At 73.1% G+C, this 14,554-nt stretch carries 15 protein-coding genes and 1 pseudogene; 9 read left to right on the top strand and 7 right to left on the bottom strand.

The window, feature by feature from the left end; all coding sequences use genetic code 11:
- The first annotated feature begins 4 nt into the window (after positions 1-4).
- Genes BMY61_RS27310 through BMY61_RS27295 form a run of 4 tightly spaced genes read left to right on the top strand, consistent with a single transcriptional unit; the run spans position 5 to position 4,123 of the window.
- On the top strand, positions 5-913 hold the full coding sequence (locus BMY61_RS27310) for an SDR family oxidoreductase (protein WP_143094539.1): 909 nt from the start codon (positions 5-7) through the stop codon (positions 911-913).
- A 41-nt stretch (positions 914-954) separates the two neighbouring features.
- Positions 955-2,295, top strand: a complete 1,341-nt coding sequence (locus tag BMY61_RS27305; RefSeq protein WP_236655941.1) for a radical SAM family protein — start codon at positions 955-957, stop codon at positions 2,293-2,295.
- Positions 2,292-3,311, top strand: a complete 1,020-nt coding sequence (locus tag BMY61_RS27300; protein ID WP_042445048.1) for an aminotransferase class I/II-fold pyridoxal phosphate-dependent enzyme — start codon at positions 2,292-2,294, stop codon at positions 3,309-3,311. Before BMY61_RS27305 ends, BMY61_RS27300 begins: the two co-directional genes overlap by 4 nt.
- A gap of 5 nt (positions 3,312-3,316) precedes the next feature.
- Complete coding sequence (locus BMY61_RS27295; RefSeq protein WP_042445052.1) at positions 3,317-4,123, top strand: class I SAM-dependent methyltransferase; 807 nt, start codon at positions 3,317-3,319, stop codon at positions 4,121-4,123.
- A gap of 12 nt (positions 4,124-4,135) precedes the next feature.
- Here BMY61_RS27295 and BMY61_RS27290 read toward each other — a convergent pair whose 3' ends face one another.
- The 4 genes from BMY61_RS27290 to BMY61_RS27275 form a co-directional block, all read right to left on the bottom strand.
- Positions 4,136-4,801 carry a pyridoxamine 5'-phosphate oxidase family protein gene (locus BMY61_RS27290; protein WP_042445269.1) on the bottom strand — a complete coding sequence of 222 codons (666 nt, stop codon included), beginning with the start codon at positions 4,799-4,801 and terminating at the stop codon, positions 4,136-4,138.
- 93 nt (positions 4,802-4,894) lie between these two features.
- A complete protein-coding gene (locus BMY61_RS27285) occupies positions 4,895-5,626 on the bottom strand; it encodes a response regulator transcription factor (RefSeq protein ID WP_042445055.1) in 732 nt (243 codons plus the stop codon).
- Positions 5,627-5,683: 57 nt separating this feature from the next.
- Positions 5,684-7,354, bottom strand: a complete 1,671-nt coding sequence (locus BMY61_RS27280) for a sensor histidine kinase (protein WP_143094538.1) — start codon at positions 7,352-7,354, stop codon at positions 5,684-5,686.
- Positions 7,355-7,442: 88 nt separating this feature from the next.
- Entirely contained in the window at positions 7,443-7,985 is a 543-nt protein-coding gene (locus tag BMY61_RS27275; protein ID WP_042445057.1) for a pyridoxamine 5'-phosphate oxidase family protein, read from the bottom strand.
- Between the two features lie 274 nt (positions 7,986-8,259).
- On the opposite strand from BMY61_RS27275, the gene BMY61_RS45280 reads away from it, so the two are divergent.
- The 3 genes from BMY61_RS45280 (at position 8,260) to BMY61_RS27255 (ending at position 9,831) form a co-directional block, all read left to right on the top strand.
- A complete protein-coding gene (locus tag BMY61_RS45280) occupies positions 8,260-8,667 on the top strand; it encodes a hypothetical protein (RefSeq protein WP_143094537.1) in 408 nt (135 codons plus the stop codon).
- Between the two features lie 88 nt (positions 8,668-8,755).
- A complete protein-coding gene (locus tag BMY61_RS27260; RefSeq protein WP_143094536.1) occupies positions 8,756-9,166 on the top strand; it encodes a (R)-mandelonitrile lyase in 411 nt (136 codons plus the stop codon).
- Complete coding sequence (locus tag BMY61_RS27255) at positions 9,163-9,831, top strand: maleylpyruvate isomerase family mycothiol-dependent enzyme (RefSeq protein ID WP_042445065.1); 669 nt, start codon at positions 9,163-9,165, stop codon at positions 9,829-9,831. The genes BMY61_RS27260 and BMY61_RS27255 overlap by 4 nt, the downstream gene beginning before the upstream one ends.
- 4 nt (positions 9,832-9,835) lie before the next feature.
- Here BMY61_RS27255 and BMY61_RS27250 read toward each other — a convergent pair whose 3' ends face one another.
- From BMY61_RS27250 to BMY61_RS27240, 3 genes are all read right to left on the bottom strand, one after another.
- A complete protein-coding gene (locus BMY61_RS27250) occupies positions 9,836-10,195 on the bottom strand; it encodes a hypothetical protein (protein ID WP_042445068.1) in 360 nt (119 codons plus the stop codon).
- A 208-nt stretch (positions 10,196-10,403) separates the two neighbouring features.
- Complete coding sequence (locus tag BMY61_RS27245) at positions 10,404-10,742, bottom strand: SHOCT domain-containing protein (protein WP_075004085.1); 339 nt, start codon at positions 10,740-10,742, stop codon at positions 10,404-10,406.
- Between the two features lie 37 nt (positions 10,743-10,779).
- Positions 10,780-11,223 carry a DUF6325 family protein gene (locus BMY61_RS27240; protein WP_042447414.1) on the bottom strand — a complete coding sequence of 148 codons (444 nt, stop codon included), beginning with the start codon at positions 11,221-11,223 and terminating at the stop codon, positions 10,780-10,782.
- A 232-nt stretch (positions 11,224-11,455) separates the two neighbouring features.
- On the opposite strand from BMY61_RS27240, the gene BMY61_RS27235 reads away from it, so the two are divergent.
- Positions 11,456-13,561 carry a transglycosylase domain-containing protein gene (locus BMY61_RS27235; protein WP_052438685.1) on the top strand — a complete coding sequence of 702 codons (2,106 nt, stop codon included), beginning with the start codon at positions 11,456-11,458 and terminating at the stop codon, positions 13,559-13,561.
- Positions 13,562-13,666: 105 nt separating this feature from the next.
- Positions 13,667-14,554, top strand: a pseudogene (locus BMY61_RS46480) (iron-sulfur-binding reductase); the annotation flags it as partial.

Raw genomic sequence — 14,554 nt, 5'->3', positions numbered from 1 at the left:
GCCCGTGGCCACTCCTCCCCCGCCGCCGGGCACCGCGATGCTCCCGGCGGGCAGCTACGACGGCACCACGGTGCTGATCACCGGCGGCGGCACGGGCCTTGGCCGTGCGATGGCGGTGGAGTTCGCCCGGCTCGGCGCCCGTGTCGGCATCGTCAGCCGCGATCCCGCGCACCACGCGGCCGGGGTCACCGCTGTCGAGCAGGCCGTCGACGAGGCCGCTCCCGCAGGACGGCCGAAGCGCGCTGTGGCGGTCGGCGCCGTGGCGGACGTGCGTGATCCGGAGCAGGTGGCCGCCGCGTTCGACGCGGTCGAGTCGGCCCTCGGGCCGGTGTCGGTGCTGGTCAACAACGCGGCAGCCAACTTTCCCGTCCTTGCCGCGGAGCTGAGCCCCGGCGGCTGGCGGGCGGTGGTGGACGTCGTGCTCACCGGCAGCTTCCTGTGCTCCCGCGAGCTCCACCGTCGTCACGTCGCCCGCGGAGCCCGCCCCGGGGCGATCCTCAACATCTCGGCGGCGCAGGCGTTCACCGGCGGCCCCGGCATGGTGCACAGCGCCTCCGCCAAGGCCGGTGTGGACGCCATGACGAAGACCCTCGCAGTCGAGTGGGCACCGGACGGCATCCGCGTCAACGGCCTGGTACCGGGGCTCTTCCCGCACCAGGACCTGCCCGCGAGTCTGCGCGCCCTGCGCGAGCGGGACCCGGACCAGGACGCGACGGACGCCCGCAGGCAGCCCGCCGGACGGGTCGGACAGCCCCACGAGCTCGGCTGGGCCGCGACCTACCTGTGCTCGCCGTTCGCCGGGTTCCTGACCGGGCACACGCTCGTCCTGGACGGCGGCAACCACCTGCGGCGCGACTTCGTGATGCCTCCGGTCGTCCCCGTCGCCGAACAACTGCGGCCTCGCTCGCTCTGAGCGGGGCGGGGGCCGCAGACGCGGTGGTGCATGATGACCCGGTGACCGACACCGACCAGCGCTTCCACGTCATCGTGCTGTCGAACTTCGCGAGGGGCTTCGACAAGTACGCGTTCGCCTACGGCAAGGCGGGCATCCCGGAGAGCACCTTTCCCGACCGGTTCCACCTGCTGACCCGCGCGGAGTTGGGGATCGGCGTCGGCAAGGCACAGGGCCTGCTGGACCGGCTGGGCATTTCGGGCGACCGACTGCTGGTGCTGGAGACCGCGGTGGACCCCGGCCGGCTGGTGCCCAACGCGAGGACCGGCCTCGGCATGGAATGGCGCGAGCCCGCCATCCGGCTCTCGGCGGTCCACGAGGTCGACCAGGCCGGCGAGGAGCTCACGCTGCGCCCGACGACCGTCGAGGACGCGATGGCGGCCTCGCTGCAGCTGCAGGAGTCGGCCCTGCGCCGCTACGCCGACATCCGGCCGCGCTCGGTCTCGGTCCTACCGGTCGCCTCCGCCTGTCAGGCGCGGTGTTCGTTCTGCTTCTCCGCCGCCTCCATCTCCACCGACCAGCCGCCGGCCCCGGTCCCGTGGGCGGCGGTCGGTCGCTGGCTCGAGCGCGCCCGTGAGGCGGGCGCCGAACGCGCGGTGATCACCGGGGGCGGGGAGCCCACGCTCATACCGTTCGAGCAGCAGCTGCGACTGGTGTCCGCCTGCGCCGAGGCCTTCCCGAAGGTCGTCCTGATCACCAACGCGCACACCCTGGCGAAGGGCGAGCACGCCGACCGGGCGGAGCGACTGGCGGCCCTGAGCTCCGCCGGCCTGAGCGTGCTGGCCGTCTCCCGGCACCACCAGGACGACGACGCCAGCGAGAAGCTGATGATGCTCCGCACGCCGGTGAGCTCCGTGATCGACACCTGGCGCGAGGAACGCGACCGCTGGCCGGGCCTGCGGCTGCGGCTCATCTGCGTGCTCCAGCACGGCGGCGTGGCCGACGCGGCCGGCGTCGCCGCCTACCTCTCGTGGGCGGCGGCACTCGGGGTCGAGGAGGTCTGCTTCAAGGAGCTCTACGTCTCCACCAGCACCGAGTCGCTCTACTTCGACCGCAACGCCAACCTCTGGAGCCGGGAGCACCAGGTGTCGCTGTCCGTGGTCACCGGGTTCGCCGAGCAGCACGGGTTCGAGGTGGCCGGCCGCCTGCCGTGGGGCGCCCCGGTCTACGACGGCACCTGGGACGGCAGGCCGATGCGGATCGCCGCCTACACCGAGCCCAGCCTGCTCTGGGAGCGCAGCAACGGGATCGCCCGCAGCTGGAACGTCATGGCCGACGGACGCTGCTACGCGTCCCTGGAGGACCGGGCCAGCGAGATCGTCGCGGAAGGCGCTGCGGTATGAGGTTCGAGGAGTTCCAGGAGTTCCGGCAGCGTCAGCTCGCGGCCTCCGCGTCGCTGATGGACGCCGCCGAGACCAACGTCTACCGGGCGCTGGCGGCGCTGCGCCCGGAACCGCCGGCGGAGGCGGACTCGGTGGTGTACCGGTGCGATCTGGCACGTGCCTGGCTGCGGCGCTACGAGCTGCCGCAGGAATGGTCCCGGCGGGCGATGGTCACCCGGGGTGTCCGTCACGGCCTCGACGTGGTGTTCCGCTGGCTGGGCACCGAGCAGGCGCGGTTGTGGCTGCCCGGCGACGTGTACCCGGTCTACTTCGAACTGGCCCGCGCGGCGGGCCTGACGCCCGCGTCCTACCCGACGCTTCCCGCGCCGGTCCTGCCCGTCGCGCCGGCGGACGACCGGCCCGAGTACCTGCTGCTCGCCAACCCCAGCAAGCCGCTGGGCCGCTACCTGTCCGACGCCGAGTGCGACGCGGTGATCGCGTGGTTGCAGCAGTCGCCCCGCCGTCACCTGCTGCTGGACTGCGTCTACGATCTCGGCGCGCCCTTCGCCACCGGGACGACGCGGCTGCTGGAGACCGGCCGTGCGGTGCTGCTGCACTCGGTCACCAAGGGCTGGCTGTGGCCGCGCAGCTTCGGTGTGGCCCTGCTGGGGCCGGAACAGTCCGAGCTTGCCGAGGCGTTCCGGGCCGATCCGCCCTCGCCGGAGCAACTGCGGCTGGCCGAGCGGCTGCTGAGCGAGCACGCCGACGCGCCGCAGCAGGTCGCCGCCGAGCTGGCGGCACGGGCGGAGCGGTTGTTCGAGCGGCTTCCGGCTCAGGTCCTCGCGGCGGTTCCCGCCGCGAGCCGGACGAGCCCCGGCAACTACTTCTTCCCAGTGGCCCTCCCGGCGCAGACACTCCTGCGCGAGCACGGCGTGCTCGCCCTGCCGGTCGGCGTGTTCGGCGAGAGCAACTGGTCCGGCTCCGTCCTGACCAGCCTGGCCGACGCCTTCGGCCCGACGCCGGCGGTCGTGCGATGAAGCCGATGGAGCCGCTGCAGCCGATGAACGCGCTGCAGCCACTGCAGGACCTGGCGGTCTACGACGACGCGGACTTCTACGACCAGGAGTTCGCCGGGCGTACCCACGACATCCCGTACTTCCTCGACGAGGCGGTCCGGGCGGACGGGCCGGTCCTGGAGGTGGCCTGCGGGACCGGGCGCATCACCCTGCCGATCGCGCGAGCGGGCGTCGAGGTCACCGGCCTCGACGTGATGCCCTCGATGCTGGCGCGCGCCCGACGGCGGGCCGAGGACGAGCGGCTGACGGTCCAGTGGCTGGAACAGGACTGCCGCGCCATCCGCACCGACCAGCGCTTCGCCCTGGTGTTCTCGGCCACCAACGCCATGCAGCACCTGCACGACGTGGACTCCGTGCTCGCCTTCCTCACCTCGGCGCGCGACGTGCTGCGACCGGGCGGCACGCTGATCCTGGACGTGTTCAACCCGAACCCCGCCAAGCTGTCCCGACTCCCCGACGAGCCCTACCACCACAAGTCGGTCGTGGACCGGGACGGGAGGAGACTCGACGTGCGGGCGGCGACCGGCTACGACGCCGCCACCCAGGTGCTGCACTTCACCCTGGACTACCTGCGCGACGGCTCGTGCGTGCGCACCAAGAAGGTCAGCATGCGCTGCTTCTTCCCGCAGGAGCTGTCGGCGCTGTGCCGGCTGGCCGGTCTCGAGGTCGTGCAGCGCTACGGTGACTACGACCGCTCCCCGTTCACGAGCGGCTCACCCAAACAGCTGTTGCTGTGCCGCGCCCGGGACGCCGTGAGGGTGTCGCAGGGCTGACTGCCGGGGACGTCAGCGGTCCTGGCGGAAGCGGTGGACGGTGGGGTCGTAGGTCGGGGCCGGGAAGCGCTCGCCGGTGATGGTGTCCGGGACGGGGGTGCCGGGGGTGGTGGTGAGGGGGATCCAGCCGGCCCAGGCCTCCACATGGTCGTCCTTGGGTTCGTCGCGGGCGAAGCCGGCGCGGACCTTCATCGAGAACTCCTCGATGGGCAGGGTCAGCACGGCGGTGTAGTGCGCCTCCTCGACGTCCGGGCGGCGGGCGGAGTTCGGGCCGGAGAGGCGGCCCGGGATGACGCTCTCCACGACCTTGGCCAGCGCGTCGGCGCGCTGCTGCTCGTCCTCGATCGGGCGCGCCCTGCCGAAGATCATGACGCAGCGGTAGGCGGCCGAGTGGTGCGAGGAGGCGCGGCCGAGGATCACGCCGTCGACGAGGGTGGCCGTGACGCACAGCGGCGCGCCCGCGGCGGCGGTGGTCATGAAGCGGCCGAAGGCGGAACCGTGCAGGAGCAGCTGGTCGCCCTCGCGCATGTGCAGCGTGGGGATGACCACCGGGCCGTGGTCGGTGGTGAAGCCGACGTGCACGGAGAGGGCCTCGTCGAGGACGGCGTAGGCGGCGTCGCGGTCGTAGGTGACCCGTTCCGGGTAGCGCTCGGCCGTGGTGCGTTCGGTGGCTGACATGATCGTCACACTAGGAATCGTGCGAACCGGCGGCGACCGGAGACGCCCGTCGCTCCTCCGAACGGTCGAGGACTCCGGGCGGTCGGCACGCGGTCAGGGGACCAGGCCGGCTTCGGCGGCCACCAGGGCGGCCTGGACCCGGGTGTCCGCGCCGGTCTTGTCGAGGATGTCGCTGACCAGCAGCTTGACCGCGTCCGGCCCCAGTCCGAGGCGCAGGCTCAGCTCCAGGTTGGGCATGCCCTGGCCCAGGAGCGAGAGCGCCTCGCGCTCGTGCTCGGTCAGCGCCTCCACCCGCTGCCGCGCGGTCGGCTGCCCGTTCCCGTTCGGAGTCGCGCCGTTCGGGGTTGCGCCGTTCGGGGTCGCGCCGTCCTGGAGCCCGCCGGCCAGCATCCGCTTGACGACGACGCCGGTGACGCCGGGTGAGAGCACCGCGTCCCCGGCGGCCGCCGCCCGGACCGCGCTGACGAGCTCCTGCGGTCCGTCGTCCTTGAGCAGGAAGCCGCTCGCGCCGGACTGCAGGGCGCGGGTGACGTTCTCCTCGTCCCCGAAGGTCGTCAGCATCACCACCACCGGGCGCGGGTCGAGCCCGCGCAGCGGGGCGATGGTGGCCAGGCCGTCCAGCACCGGCATGCGGATGTCGACCAGCGCCACGTCCACCGGCTGGCGCGCGGCCAGCTCCAGCGCCTCGGCGCCGTTGGCTGCCTCGGCCACCACGTCGATGCCCTCGGCGTGACGCAGGATCAGCCGGACCCCGGCCCGGACCGCCGGTTCGTCGTCGGCCAGCAGCACCCGGATCGGCGCGGTGGTCTCACTGGTCTCGGTCATCGCAACTCCCGGATCGGATCGGCCGGGGTCGGCCGAGGTCGGCTCGTCGGCCCGGATTCAGGGCAGGACGGAACGGGCGGCGTCATGGGCCAGGGGGGTACTGAAATGGGAGATATCGGTCAGCACGCTCCCGACGAAACAGTAACGGGTGATCTCCAGCCGGTCCTGCAACGTCGCGGAGGTGTACGGGAAGATGCACCGGGTGGTGCCCGCCGCCCGCTCCGGCTCCCGGCCTGCGGCCGCCGAGCTGACCGCGTCGTTGTTGCCGCCCACCAGCGCCGTCACCGCACTGAACGACATGCCCAGGTGCAGCGAGTCCGGCGGCGGCGCGGTCGGGTCGTTGTAGTAGTGGGCCTCCTGCACCACTGCCAGGCCGAGCAGCAGGATCGCGCCGAGGCCCGCCAGGCCGAGCACCGCCGACACGACGCCGGCCATCTGTCGGCGCACCGGGCCCTCGACCGCCGGCAGGCCCTCCGGCACGACGGCCTGCCACGCCGGCCCGTCCGGTCGGCCGCCCTGGTCCGGGTCGGTCGGGACGGTCGCCTCGACCTGGAACCCGCCCCGCGCGGTCGGACCGGCCGCCAACTCGCCCCCGAGCAGTTCGACCCGCTCGCGCAGCCCCGCCAGCCCGCGTCCGGTGCCCAGGCCGGAGTCGGCGACCGGCCTGGCGGGCGGCACACCGTTGCGCACCCGCAACTCGACCCGGCCGGGCAGGTGGCGGACCGTCACCTGCACCGGCGCGCCGACGGCATAGCGGTGCACGTTGGTGAGCGACTCGCGCACCACCCGGTTCACGGCGCGGCGCACCTTGGGCTGGACCGTGTCCAGGTCCTCCCCCTCCCAGGCGTACTCGACCGGCACCCCCGCCGCGCGTGACTCCTCCACTAGGGCCAGCACATCGGCCCGGGTGCCGGTGGCGTCGGTGAGCGCATCGGTGCCGGTGTCGCGTCCCAGCGGGCCCAGCACACCCAGCACCTGGCGCAGCTCGTCCATGGCGTCCCGGCCGGCCCGTCGCACGTGGGCGGCCTCCTCGCGCAGCTCCGGCGCCTGAGCGTCCAGCGCCATCTCCAACCCGCCGGCGTGCAGCGCGATCAGGCTCAGCCGATGCCCCACCAGGTCGTGCATCTCGGCGGCGATCCGGGACCGCTCGTGGATCCGCGACTCGCTCTCCACCAGGCGCCGCGCCTGCTCGGCCGCCGCGGTCCGCTCCTGGAGCGCCCGCACCAGCCGGTCCTGCTGACCGGCCGCGGTGCCGACGAGACCGGGCACCAGGACGGTGACGGCCGCCAGCACGACGCCCAGCTGCACCGCGTACTGCCAGCGGCCGTCCTGCCACACCACCACCCGCAGCAGGCACACCACCACGGGCAGCACCGCGGCCGCCCCCAGCAGCAGGTCACGACGGCGGGGCCGCTCGCAGCGCCGGGTGGAGCTGTAGCAGACCATGGCGCAGAGCATCGACGCCGCGGGCATGACGCCGACCAGCGCCGCCTGCCCCAGCATGGCCGCCTGCGGGTACCGGCGCCGCCCCACCAGCAGGGCCAGCGCCGCGCAGCCCAGCAGCAGCAACGCACCGCGGCTCAGCGTCCCGGACTGGCCCACGTAGTGGAGCACGGCGTAGGTGACCACCATGACCACCCCGCCGGCCAGCGCCTCGGCCACGAGCAGGACGGGTCCGCCTCCGGGCGACGCGGCGGGATCGGCGGGGAGCACCGGCACGAAACGCATACGGCCGAGTATCTCCACGCCTTCCTCCGCACCGCCGAGCCCCGCCGACGGCACCACCCGACTGGCCCCGCTGCCCCGCTGCCCCGCGCTACGCGCGACGCTCCGCGCCTGCCTCGAACCTCCACCTGGTCGCACCGTAGGGTTCGACGGTGGCGACCCCGAAGACCGTGCCGACCCGCATCCGATACAGCTGCCACGGCGGGGGACCGGCGCTCGGCGCGTTGAACGGTGCGGTGAACGCCTCCCCCGTGACCTCCGCGGGCCATCCGGCTCCCCGGTAGACGGCCGCGACCTCCTCGAGGGTCGGCCCGTCGGTCACCTGCGCGGCCTGGCCCTCGGCGACGACGTCGACGCCCTCCAGCCGCATCGAGAGCGTGCAGGCCGGGTTCTCCGCCAGGTTGCGGGCCTTGCGTGCCTTCGGGCTGCTGGTGAAGTAGAGATCGCCGTTGAGCCACACCGCCCCGACCCCTGCGGCACTCGGTCGGCCGTCGGGCCGGACCGTCCCGAGGAAGCATGTGACCGAGGGACTCGGGGTCGCCGCCGCGAGGGCCTCGTCGACCCGACTCCACAGCAGCGGCGGATTGCCGTAGCGGTCGAGATTGGTCACCTCGACGGGATCCCTGCCGGCCATCGTCCCTCACTCCTCGAAGCCGTCCGGTACCGGTGTCGAGATCGAGTCTGTCCCGGCCACGGTGTCGGCGCCAACGGACCACGCCTGCGGGCTCGGCGGTGCGCACCCACGTCGCGTGCGGGAGGACAGCGGGTAGCGGGTCGGCGCACGTGGCAAGGCGTCGCCACGGCCACGGCTGACCGCGTTCGACGGTCGTTCACCGGTGATTCAGCAGATCAGGGCAGGTTTTTAACAGGTCGCCAGGCAGTCGGCCGGATCCGTACAGTGAACCGCCGTGAACCTGAGATCGACCATCGCCGTCGCCGTCGTCGCCCTGTGCGCGCTCACCGCCGCAACAGGCTGCAGCGCTTCGTCGCCGTCCCCCACGTCCCCCGCGCCCACGCGCGCGCCCGCTGCGGCGAAGGCCAAGCCGAGCCCCACCGGGACGCCGGTCAGCGTCACCCTGTACCTGAACTCCTTGCACGACTACGCCGCGCAGCACCCGACGAGGTTCCCGCGGTTCCTCCGGGGGGCGACGCCGGACCCGGTCCTCCTCGCCGCAGGCCTGAAGGCCTGTGACGGGCTGCTGGAGGGGCACGGCTGGTCGCACCTGGACGCCAACCAGATCGGGGTGACCGCAGAATGGGCCGGGCTCTGCCAGACTCCGGGACTGACAGCCACGGGCCCCTCGGGCGGCGCCTGACGGACACGGCGCGCCGGTTGCGGGCGCGACCGGGGTTGCGCTGGCAGGGTGGAGCGAGCAGGCAAGCGAGCGAGCGAAGGGCAGCACTGTGTACATCCTGAACCTCCCTCCCACCAGCAAGAACCCACCCGAGCTGTTCACCGGTGACGTCTGGGCGGACTTCCTGGCGGTCCCGCAGCCGGGCACGGACCAGCGGGCCACCGTCGCCAAGGTGCGCTTCGCGCCGGGCGCGCGCACGGCGTGGCACTCGCATGCACGCGGGCAGTTCCTGCATGTCACCGACGGTGTGGCGTGGTTCGGCACCCGGGACGGCACGGTGGTGGAGGTCCGCCCCGGGCAGACCCTCTACACACCGCCCGGTGTCGAGCACTGGCATGCGGCGGCGGACGGCTGCTTCATGGAGCACATCGCCCTGATGGAGGCCGGTGACGACCCCGCCGCGAACGTCACCTGGCTGGAGCACGTCGCCGACGCCGACTTCCACGGGCCGCAGGCATGACCGGACGCCCGTCCGCGTCCGCCGCGTGGGCTCTGATCCACGCCGAGCGTGAGGCGCTGGCCACCGACCTTGCCGGGTTGACCGAACAACAGTGGGCGACCCGGTCGTTGTGCGACGCCTTCACCGTCCGGGAGGTGGTGGCCCACCTGACGGCCGGGGCGAGCCTCGGGCCGGTGCGCTGGATGGCCGGAGTGATCCGTTGCCGCTTCGACTTCGACCGGATGAACGCGATGCGGCTGGCCGAGCACCTCGGCTCCACTCCGGCCGACACGCTCGCGCGTTTCCGCCGCGTGGTCACCAGCACGACCAAGGCCCCCGTGCCGGTCCTGGCCATGCTCGGGGAGGCCGTCGTGCACGGGGAGGACATCCGTCAGCCGCTGGGCATCGGGCGGGACCGCGACATCGCCACCCTGACCACCCTCGCGGAGTACTACCAGGGCTCCGACGTGCCCGTCGCCACGAAGAAGCGGGCGGACGGCCTGCGCCTGACCGCGACCGACGGCCCCTTCGCCGCAGGCGAGGGCCCCCTTGTCTCCGGCACCACGATGGCGCTGGTCATGGCGATGGCCGGGCGGGCACCCTCCTGCGACGAGCTCGAGGGCGAAGGCGTCGCCGTCCTGCGTGAGCGCCAAGCCGGAGGGCCGGCCGACCCCGGCCGCCGGTGAGCGTTCAGCCGGCTCGGACGAGGAACCAGGGCACCGCCGACAGGCAGCCCAGCAGGGCTCCCACGACGTAGGCCGGCGCCGGTGAGCGCCGTCGCCGGATCCGCATGATCCCCCAGGCCGCGGTCACGAGGGCCCCGCCGAGCACGGGCAGCAGCGTGGCGGCCTCGAGACGCCCGTCGAGGTGCCGGGTGCCGATCACCTGGAACTCGAGCAGGTAGAGGTTGGCGAGCCCGAGGACCACGGCGAGCACGACCCCCACCACCACGGCCTCCCCCGGCGGGCGGCCGACCGCAGCCCGGCGTGGCACAAGTGACGGATCGACCGACCAGACCTGCGCCGGCGGCTGGTACCTCTTCTTCGCCATGCGGCCCCCTCCTGGCGGCGTGCGCCCCTCCTGAAGGAGTGTGGGCACCCAAGGCCGCCGGGGCGATCGCGTCACGGTCACGATTGCGCCACCACCACCCGGCGCCGCCTCCGGCCGCGGGAGGGGGCCAGGTTGGCGCGCCGGCCGCCGTCGGCGCTGACGTCCCCGGCGGCGGTGGCCGTGCCCGCGGACGCCCGCTCGTTCCCGGCTACATGCCGAGCAGGCGCCGCTTGCCGGCGGCGAACTCCTCGGGGGTGATGACGCCCTGCGCCTGGAGGGCCGCGAGGCGCTCGATCTGCTCCGGGATCGAGTCCCCCGCCGGGGCCGCCGCGGCCGGGGCGGGAGCCGGTGCCGCCTGGGGCTGCGGCTCGGCGGGAGCGGGGGCCGGAGCCGGGGCGGCCGGCGGGGCCGCGGCTTCGGCGCGTTGCTGCTGGCGGTTGGCGACGCGGCCGCTGACGGCCGTGGCGGTGCCGGCGACGACGGCGGTGCGGGCGGCGGTACCGAGCAGGCCGGGCCGGCCGGCGCGGGCGACGCGACGTCCGAGCATGGTGTCCTCCGAAGGGTGTCGAGGTGCGGTCGGGAGGTCAGGCGGCGCGGGCGGCTGCCACGCTCTGCTCGACGACGGCGGCGGGGATGCGTTCGTGGGCGACGAGGATCCCGTCGGCGCGGCGGAGCGCCTGGGAGAGGGCAGTGGCCCAGACGTCCTCCCAGACGATGATCGCGGCGGAGCTGTTCGGGGGGATCTCCTCGGCGACCTGTTCGAGGTCCTCCTGACTGAGCAGGCCGGTGACCTCGCCGTCGACGTCGGCGAACGGCCCGGACTCGAAGTCGTCGAGGTCCTCGAGCTCGACGATCTCGGTCGCGCCGTCGGCGTCGCGCTTGATGAAGGTGATGTCGATGACCCGCACGATGCCCTGGCTGGTCAGCTTGGTCAGCTCGGTCGCGATCTCGCCGGTGAACCGGTTGCCGGGGAAGGCGATCACGGCGTATTCGACGGGTCCGTAGGCCGGCGTGGACGGCGTGGACATGGAGAACCTCCGGGGGTCGGGTCTGTGACCATCCTCGGTCGGGATGCCGTCCACGGCATCCCGATCTTGGGCGGCGCGGGTCCGATCCGGCCGGTGCTCGGCCCACAGGGACATGGGGCCTTGGCTCTCCCAGCTTGCATGGACCCCGGTCCCGGCTGGTTCACAGCGGTTTGTCGCAGACCTGTGACGCCGAACGGCCAGACTCATCGATCTTGGTACGTAGCATTGTTCCGTGGCTCCGAAGCGCTCTGACATACCCTCCGTCGTTCCCCCGCACACCCCCCGACGCCCCGGGCGGCAGCTCCTGCTCGGCGCGCGCCTGCTGGGCGTCAGTACCGTGGCGGGTGCGGTCCTCGCCGCCGTCGCACTGCCCGCCGTCGGCGGGCTGGGGCTGGGCGCCAAGGCCGCGGCCGACGACTTCAACAACCTCCCCGGGGACCTGGTCGTGCCGACGCTCTCGCAGGCGTCGAAGATCTACGACGCCGACAACGACGTGATCGCGACCGTCTACTCCCGCGACCGCACCGTGGTGCCGATCTCCAAGATCGCCCCGGTGATGCAGAACGCCCTGGTGGACATCGAGGACCACCGCTTCTACCAGCACGGCGCGATCGACCTGCAGGGCACGCTGCGCGCGCTGCTCAGGGACGGTGCCAGCGGCGGCGTCTCCCAGGGCGGCTCGACGCTCACCCAGCAGTACGTGAAGAACGTCTTCATCGAGGAGGCCGGCGACAGCTCGTCCGGGGTCGCCGACGCGACCCGGCAGACTCTGGGCCGCAAGATCCAGGAGCTGAAGTACGCGATCGCGCTGGAGCAGAGGCTCAGCAAGCAGCAGATCCTCGACAACTACCTGAACATCACCTACTTCGGTGGCGGCGCCTACGGCGTCGAGGCCGCCGCACAGCTGTACTTCAGCGTGCACGCGAGCCAACTGACCCTCCCGCAGGCCGCACTGCTCGCGGGGCTGGTCCAGTCACCCTCGGCCTACGACCCGGTGCACAACCCCGCCGCGGCGCTCACCCGCCGCAACGAGGTCCTGGACGCCATGGCCACCTACGGCACCATCAGCAAGGCCCAGGCCGCCCAGGCCAAGGCCACCTCGCTCGGGCTGAGGATCACCGTGCCGAAGACCGGCTGCATCGCCGCCAAGGCGGGCGACGAGTTCTTCTGCAACTACGTCGAGCACGTGCTGCTGGACGACCCCGCGTTCGGGGCCACGGCCCAGGCCCGCCAGGCCCTCTTCGACCAGGGCGGGCTGCGGATCCACACCACCCTCAGCCCGAAGGACCAGGCCGCCGAGGAGCAGGCCATGCAGGCCCACATCTCCGCGAGGGACAGCGCGGTCGCGGTCTCCAGCATGGTCCAGCCCGGCACCGGCCAGATCCTCGCCATGGCCCAGAGCCGCCCGTTCGGCACCGGCACCCACCAGACCGAGATCAACTACAACGTGAACGGCCTGCAGGGCGGCGGCGAGGGCTTCCAGACCGGCTCGGTCTTCAAGGCGGTCACCGCGGCCACCGCCCTGTCCGAGGGCTACCCCCTCGGCTACCAGATCGACTCCCCCGCCTCCGCGGACTACCCGGCGATGACCGACTGCAACGGCGTGGTCCACCCCGCCGTCCCCGGCGACCAGAACGACACCACGAAGCCGTACGGGAAGATCAACATGGTCCAGGCCATGGCCGCCTCCGTCAACACCTACTTCGTGCCGCTGGAGCAACAGGCCGGCCTGTGCAACGTCGTCCACATGGCGCAGAGCCTCGGCCTCGGCGACCAGGGCATGGTCGACTCCTCCGGCACTGCGCTGACGCCGCTCTCCCAGGCACAGTCGCTGACCCTCGGCGTCAACGACCTCACCCCGCTGCAGATCGCGGACGCGTACGCCGCCTTCGCGGACAACGGCACGTACTGCAGCCCCACCGCCCTCACGTCCGTGGTGGACGCCGCCGGCAAGAGCCTGCCGGTGCCGTCCGCCGGCTGCCACCAGGTGCTCTCGCCGTCCGTGGCCCAACAGGTCAACACCCTGCTGCACTCGGTCGTCTCCGACCAGGGCACCGGCGCGACGATCGCGATCCCGTACTCCGACGCGGGCAAGACCGGCACCACCAACAGCGAGGCCCAGGCCTGGTTCGCCGGCTACACCTCGGAGCTGTCCGACGCGACCGTCGTCACCGACCCCAACCACCCGACGCGGACCCTCAACGGAGTGGACATCGGCGGCCACAGCTACGACCCCGCCTACGGCTACCTGACCTCCGGCCCCATCTGGCACGACGCCATGCTCGCCGCCATGAACGGCCTCCCTGACAACCCGCTCGGCTTCGCCCCCGCACCATAGGCCGACCAGTGTCGGCACGGACCGGGGCGGACCTTGTACAGTCCACCCCCGGGGCCCGGCCCCGCGTTCCCCATTCCTTCGGCTCCTTGAGGACTGAGGTCAGTCGTGCCCGCGTCGACCGACGAGCATCAGCACCCGCGCCCGGACTCCACTCCGGCCACCCCCGATCCCGCGCAGCAGGCGCAGAACGCGGACGCGGGCACCCCGCGGGACGCCGACGGCGGCGACACGGAGCCCACCCCGACGGCCCGGCCCACCGCCCCACCGGAGGCACCCACCGAAGCACCACCGGAGGCGGCCCAGGCCGAGGCACTGCCGCAGGCGGAGGCCGAGCCCAAGACAGATGCCGAGAGCCTGCCGCAGGCCCAGGCCAAGCCGGAGGCAGAGGCGCAGCCAAAGGCAGAGGCCCCGGCGAAAGCCGAGCCCGAGGCAGATGCCGAGAGCCTGCCGCAGGCCCAGGCCAAGCCGGAGGCGGAGGCCCCGGCGGAGGCCGAGGCAGACGCTGAGGCGGAGGCCCAGGCGGAGGCCCAGGCAGAGGCCCAGGCAGACGCTGAGGCGGAGGCCCAGGCCCAGGCCCAGGCCCAGGCCAAGCCGGAGGCAGACGCCCAGGCGGAGGCCCAGGCCAAGGCCCAGCCGGAGGCAGAGGCACAGCCAAACGCAGAGGCCCCGGCGAAAGCCGAGCCCGAGGCAGATGCCGAGGACCTGCCGAAGGCCCAGGCCAAGCCGGAGGCAGACGCTCAGGCGGAGGCCCAGGCCGAGACAGACGCCGAGAACCAGCCGAAGGCCCAGGCGGAGGCCGAGCCGGAGGCAAACGCTGAAGCGGAGGCAGAGGCCCAAGCCAAGCCGGAGGCTGAGGCGCAGCCAGAGGCAGAGGCTCCGGCGCAAGCCCAGCCCGAGGCAGACGCCGAGGACCAGCCGGAGGCCCAGGCCAAGCCGGAGGCCGGGGCCGAGGCAGACGCTCAGGCGGAGGCCCAGGCCGAGACAGACGCCGAG

The sequence above is a fragment of the Streptacidiphilus jiangxiensis genome (genome assembly GCF_900109465.1).
Taxonomy (GTDB): Bacteria; Actinomycetota; Actinomycetes; order Streptomycetales; family Streptomycetaceae; genus Streptacidiphilus; species Streptacidiphilus jiangxiensis.
The sequence above is the reverse complement of the archived record's forward strand: the minus strand, read 5'-3'. Positions and strand labels throughout refer to the sequence as shown.

Excerpts from the sequence above, each read along its gene's own strand:
- BMY61_RS27300 (WP_042445048.1), top strand. The coding sequence starts at position 2,292 with ATGAGGTTCGAGGAGTTCCAGGAGTTCCGGCAGCGTCAGCTCGCGGCC.
- BMY61_RS27295 (WP_042445052.1), top strand. The coding sequence starts at position 3,317 with ATGGAGCCGCTGCAGCCGATGAACGCGCTGCAGCCACTGCAGGACCTG.
- BMY61_RS27290 (WP_042445269.1), bottom strand. The coding sequence starts at position 4,801 with ATGTCAGCCACCGAACGCACCACGGCCGAGCGCTACCCGGAACGGGTC.
- BMY61_RS27285 (WP_042445055.1), bottom strand. The coding sequence starts at position 5,626 with ATGACCGAGACCAGTGAGACCACCGCGCCGATCCGGGTGCTGCTGGCC.
- BMY61_RS27280 (WP_143094538.1), bottom strand. The coding sequence starts at position 7,354 with ATGCGTTTCGTGCCGGTGCTCCCCGCCGATCCCGCCGCGTCGCCCGGA.
- BMY61_RS27275 (WP_042445057.1), bottom strand. The coding sequence starts at position 7,985 with ATGGCCGGCAGGGATCCCGTCGAGGTGACCAATCTCGACCGCTACGGC.
- BMY61_RS27255 (WP_042445065.1), top strand. The coding sequence starts at position 9,163 with ATGACCGGACGCCCGTCCGCGTCCGCCGCGTGGGCTCTGATCCACGCC.
- BMY61_RS27250 (WP_042445068.1), bottom strand. The coding sequence starts at position 10,195 with ATGGCGAAGAAGAGGTACCAGCCGCCGGCGCAGGTCTGGTCGGTCGAT.
- BMY61_RS27245 (WP_075004085.1), bottom strand. The coding sequence starts at position 10,742 with ATGCTCGGACGTCGCGTCGCCCGCGCCGGCCGGCCCGGCCTGCTCGGT.
- BMY61_RS27240 (WP_042447414.1), bottom strand. The coding sequence starts at position 11,223 with ATGTCCACGCCGTCCACGCCGGCCTACGGACCCGTCGAATACGCCGTG.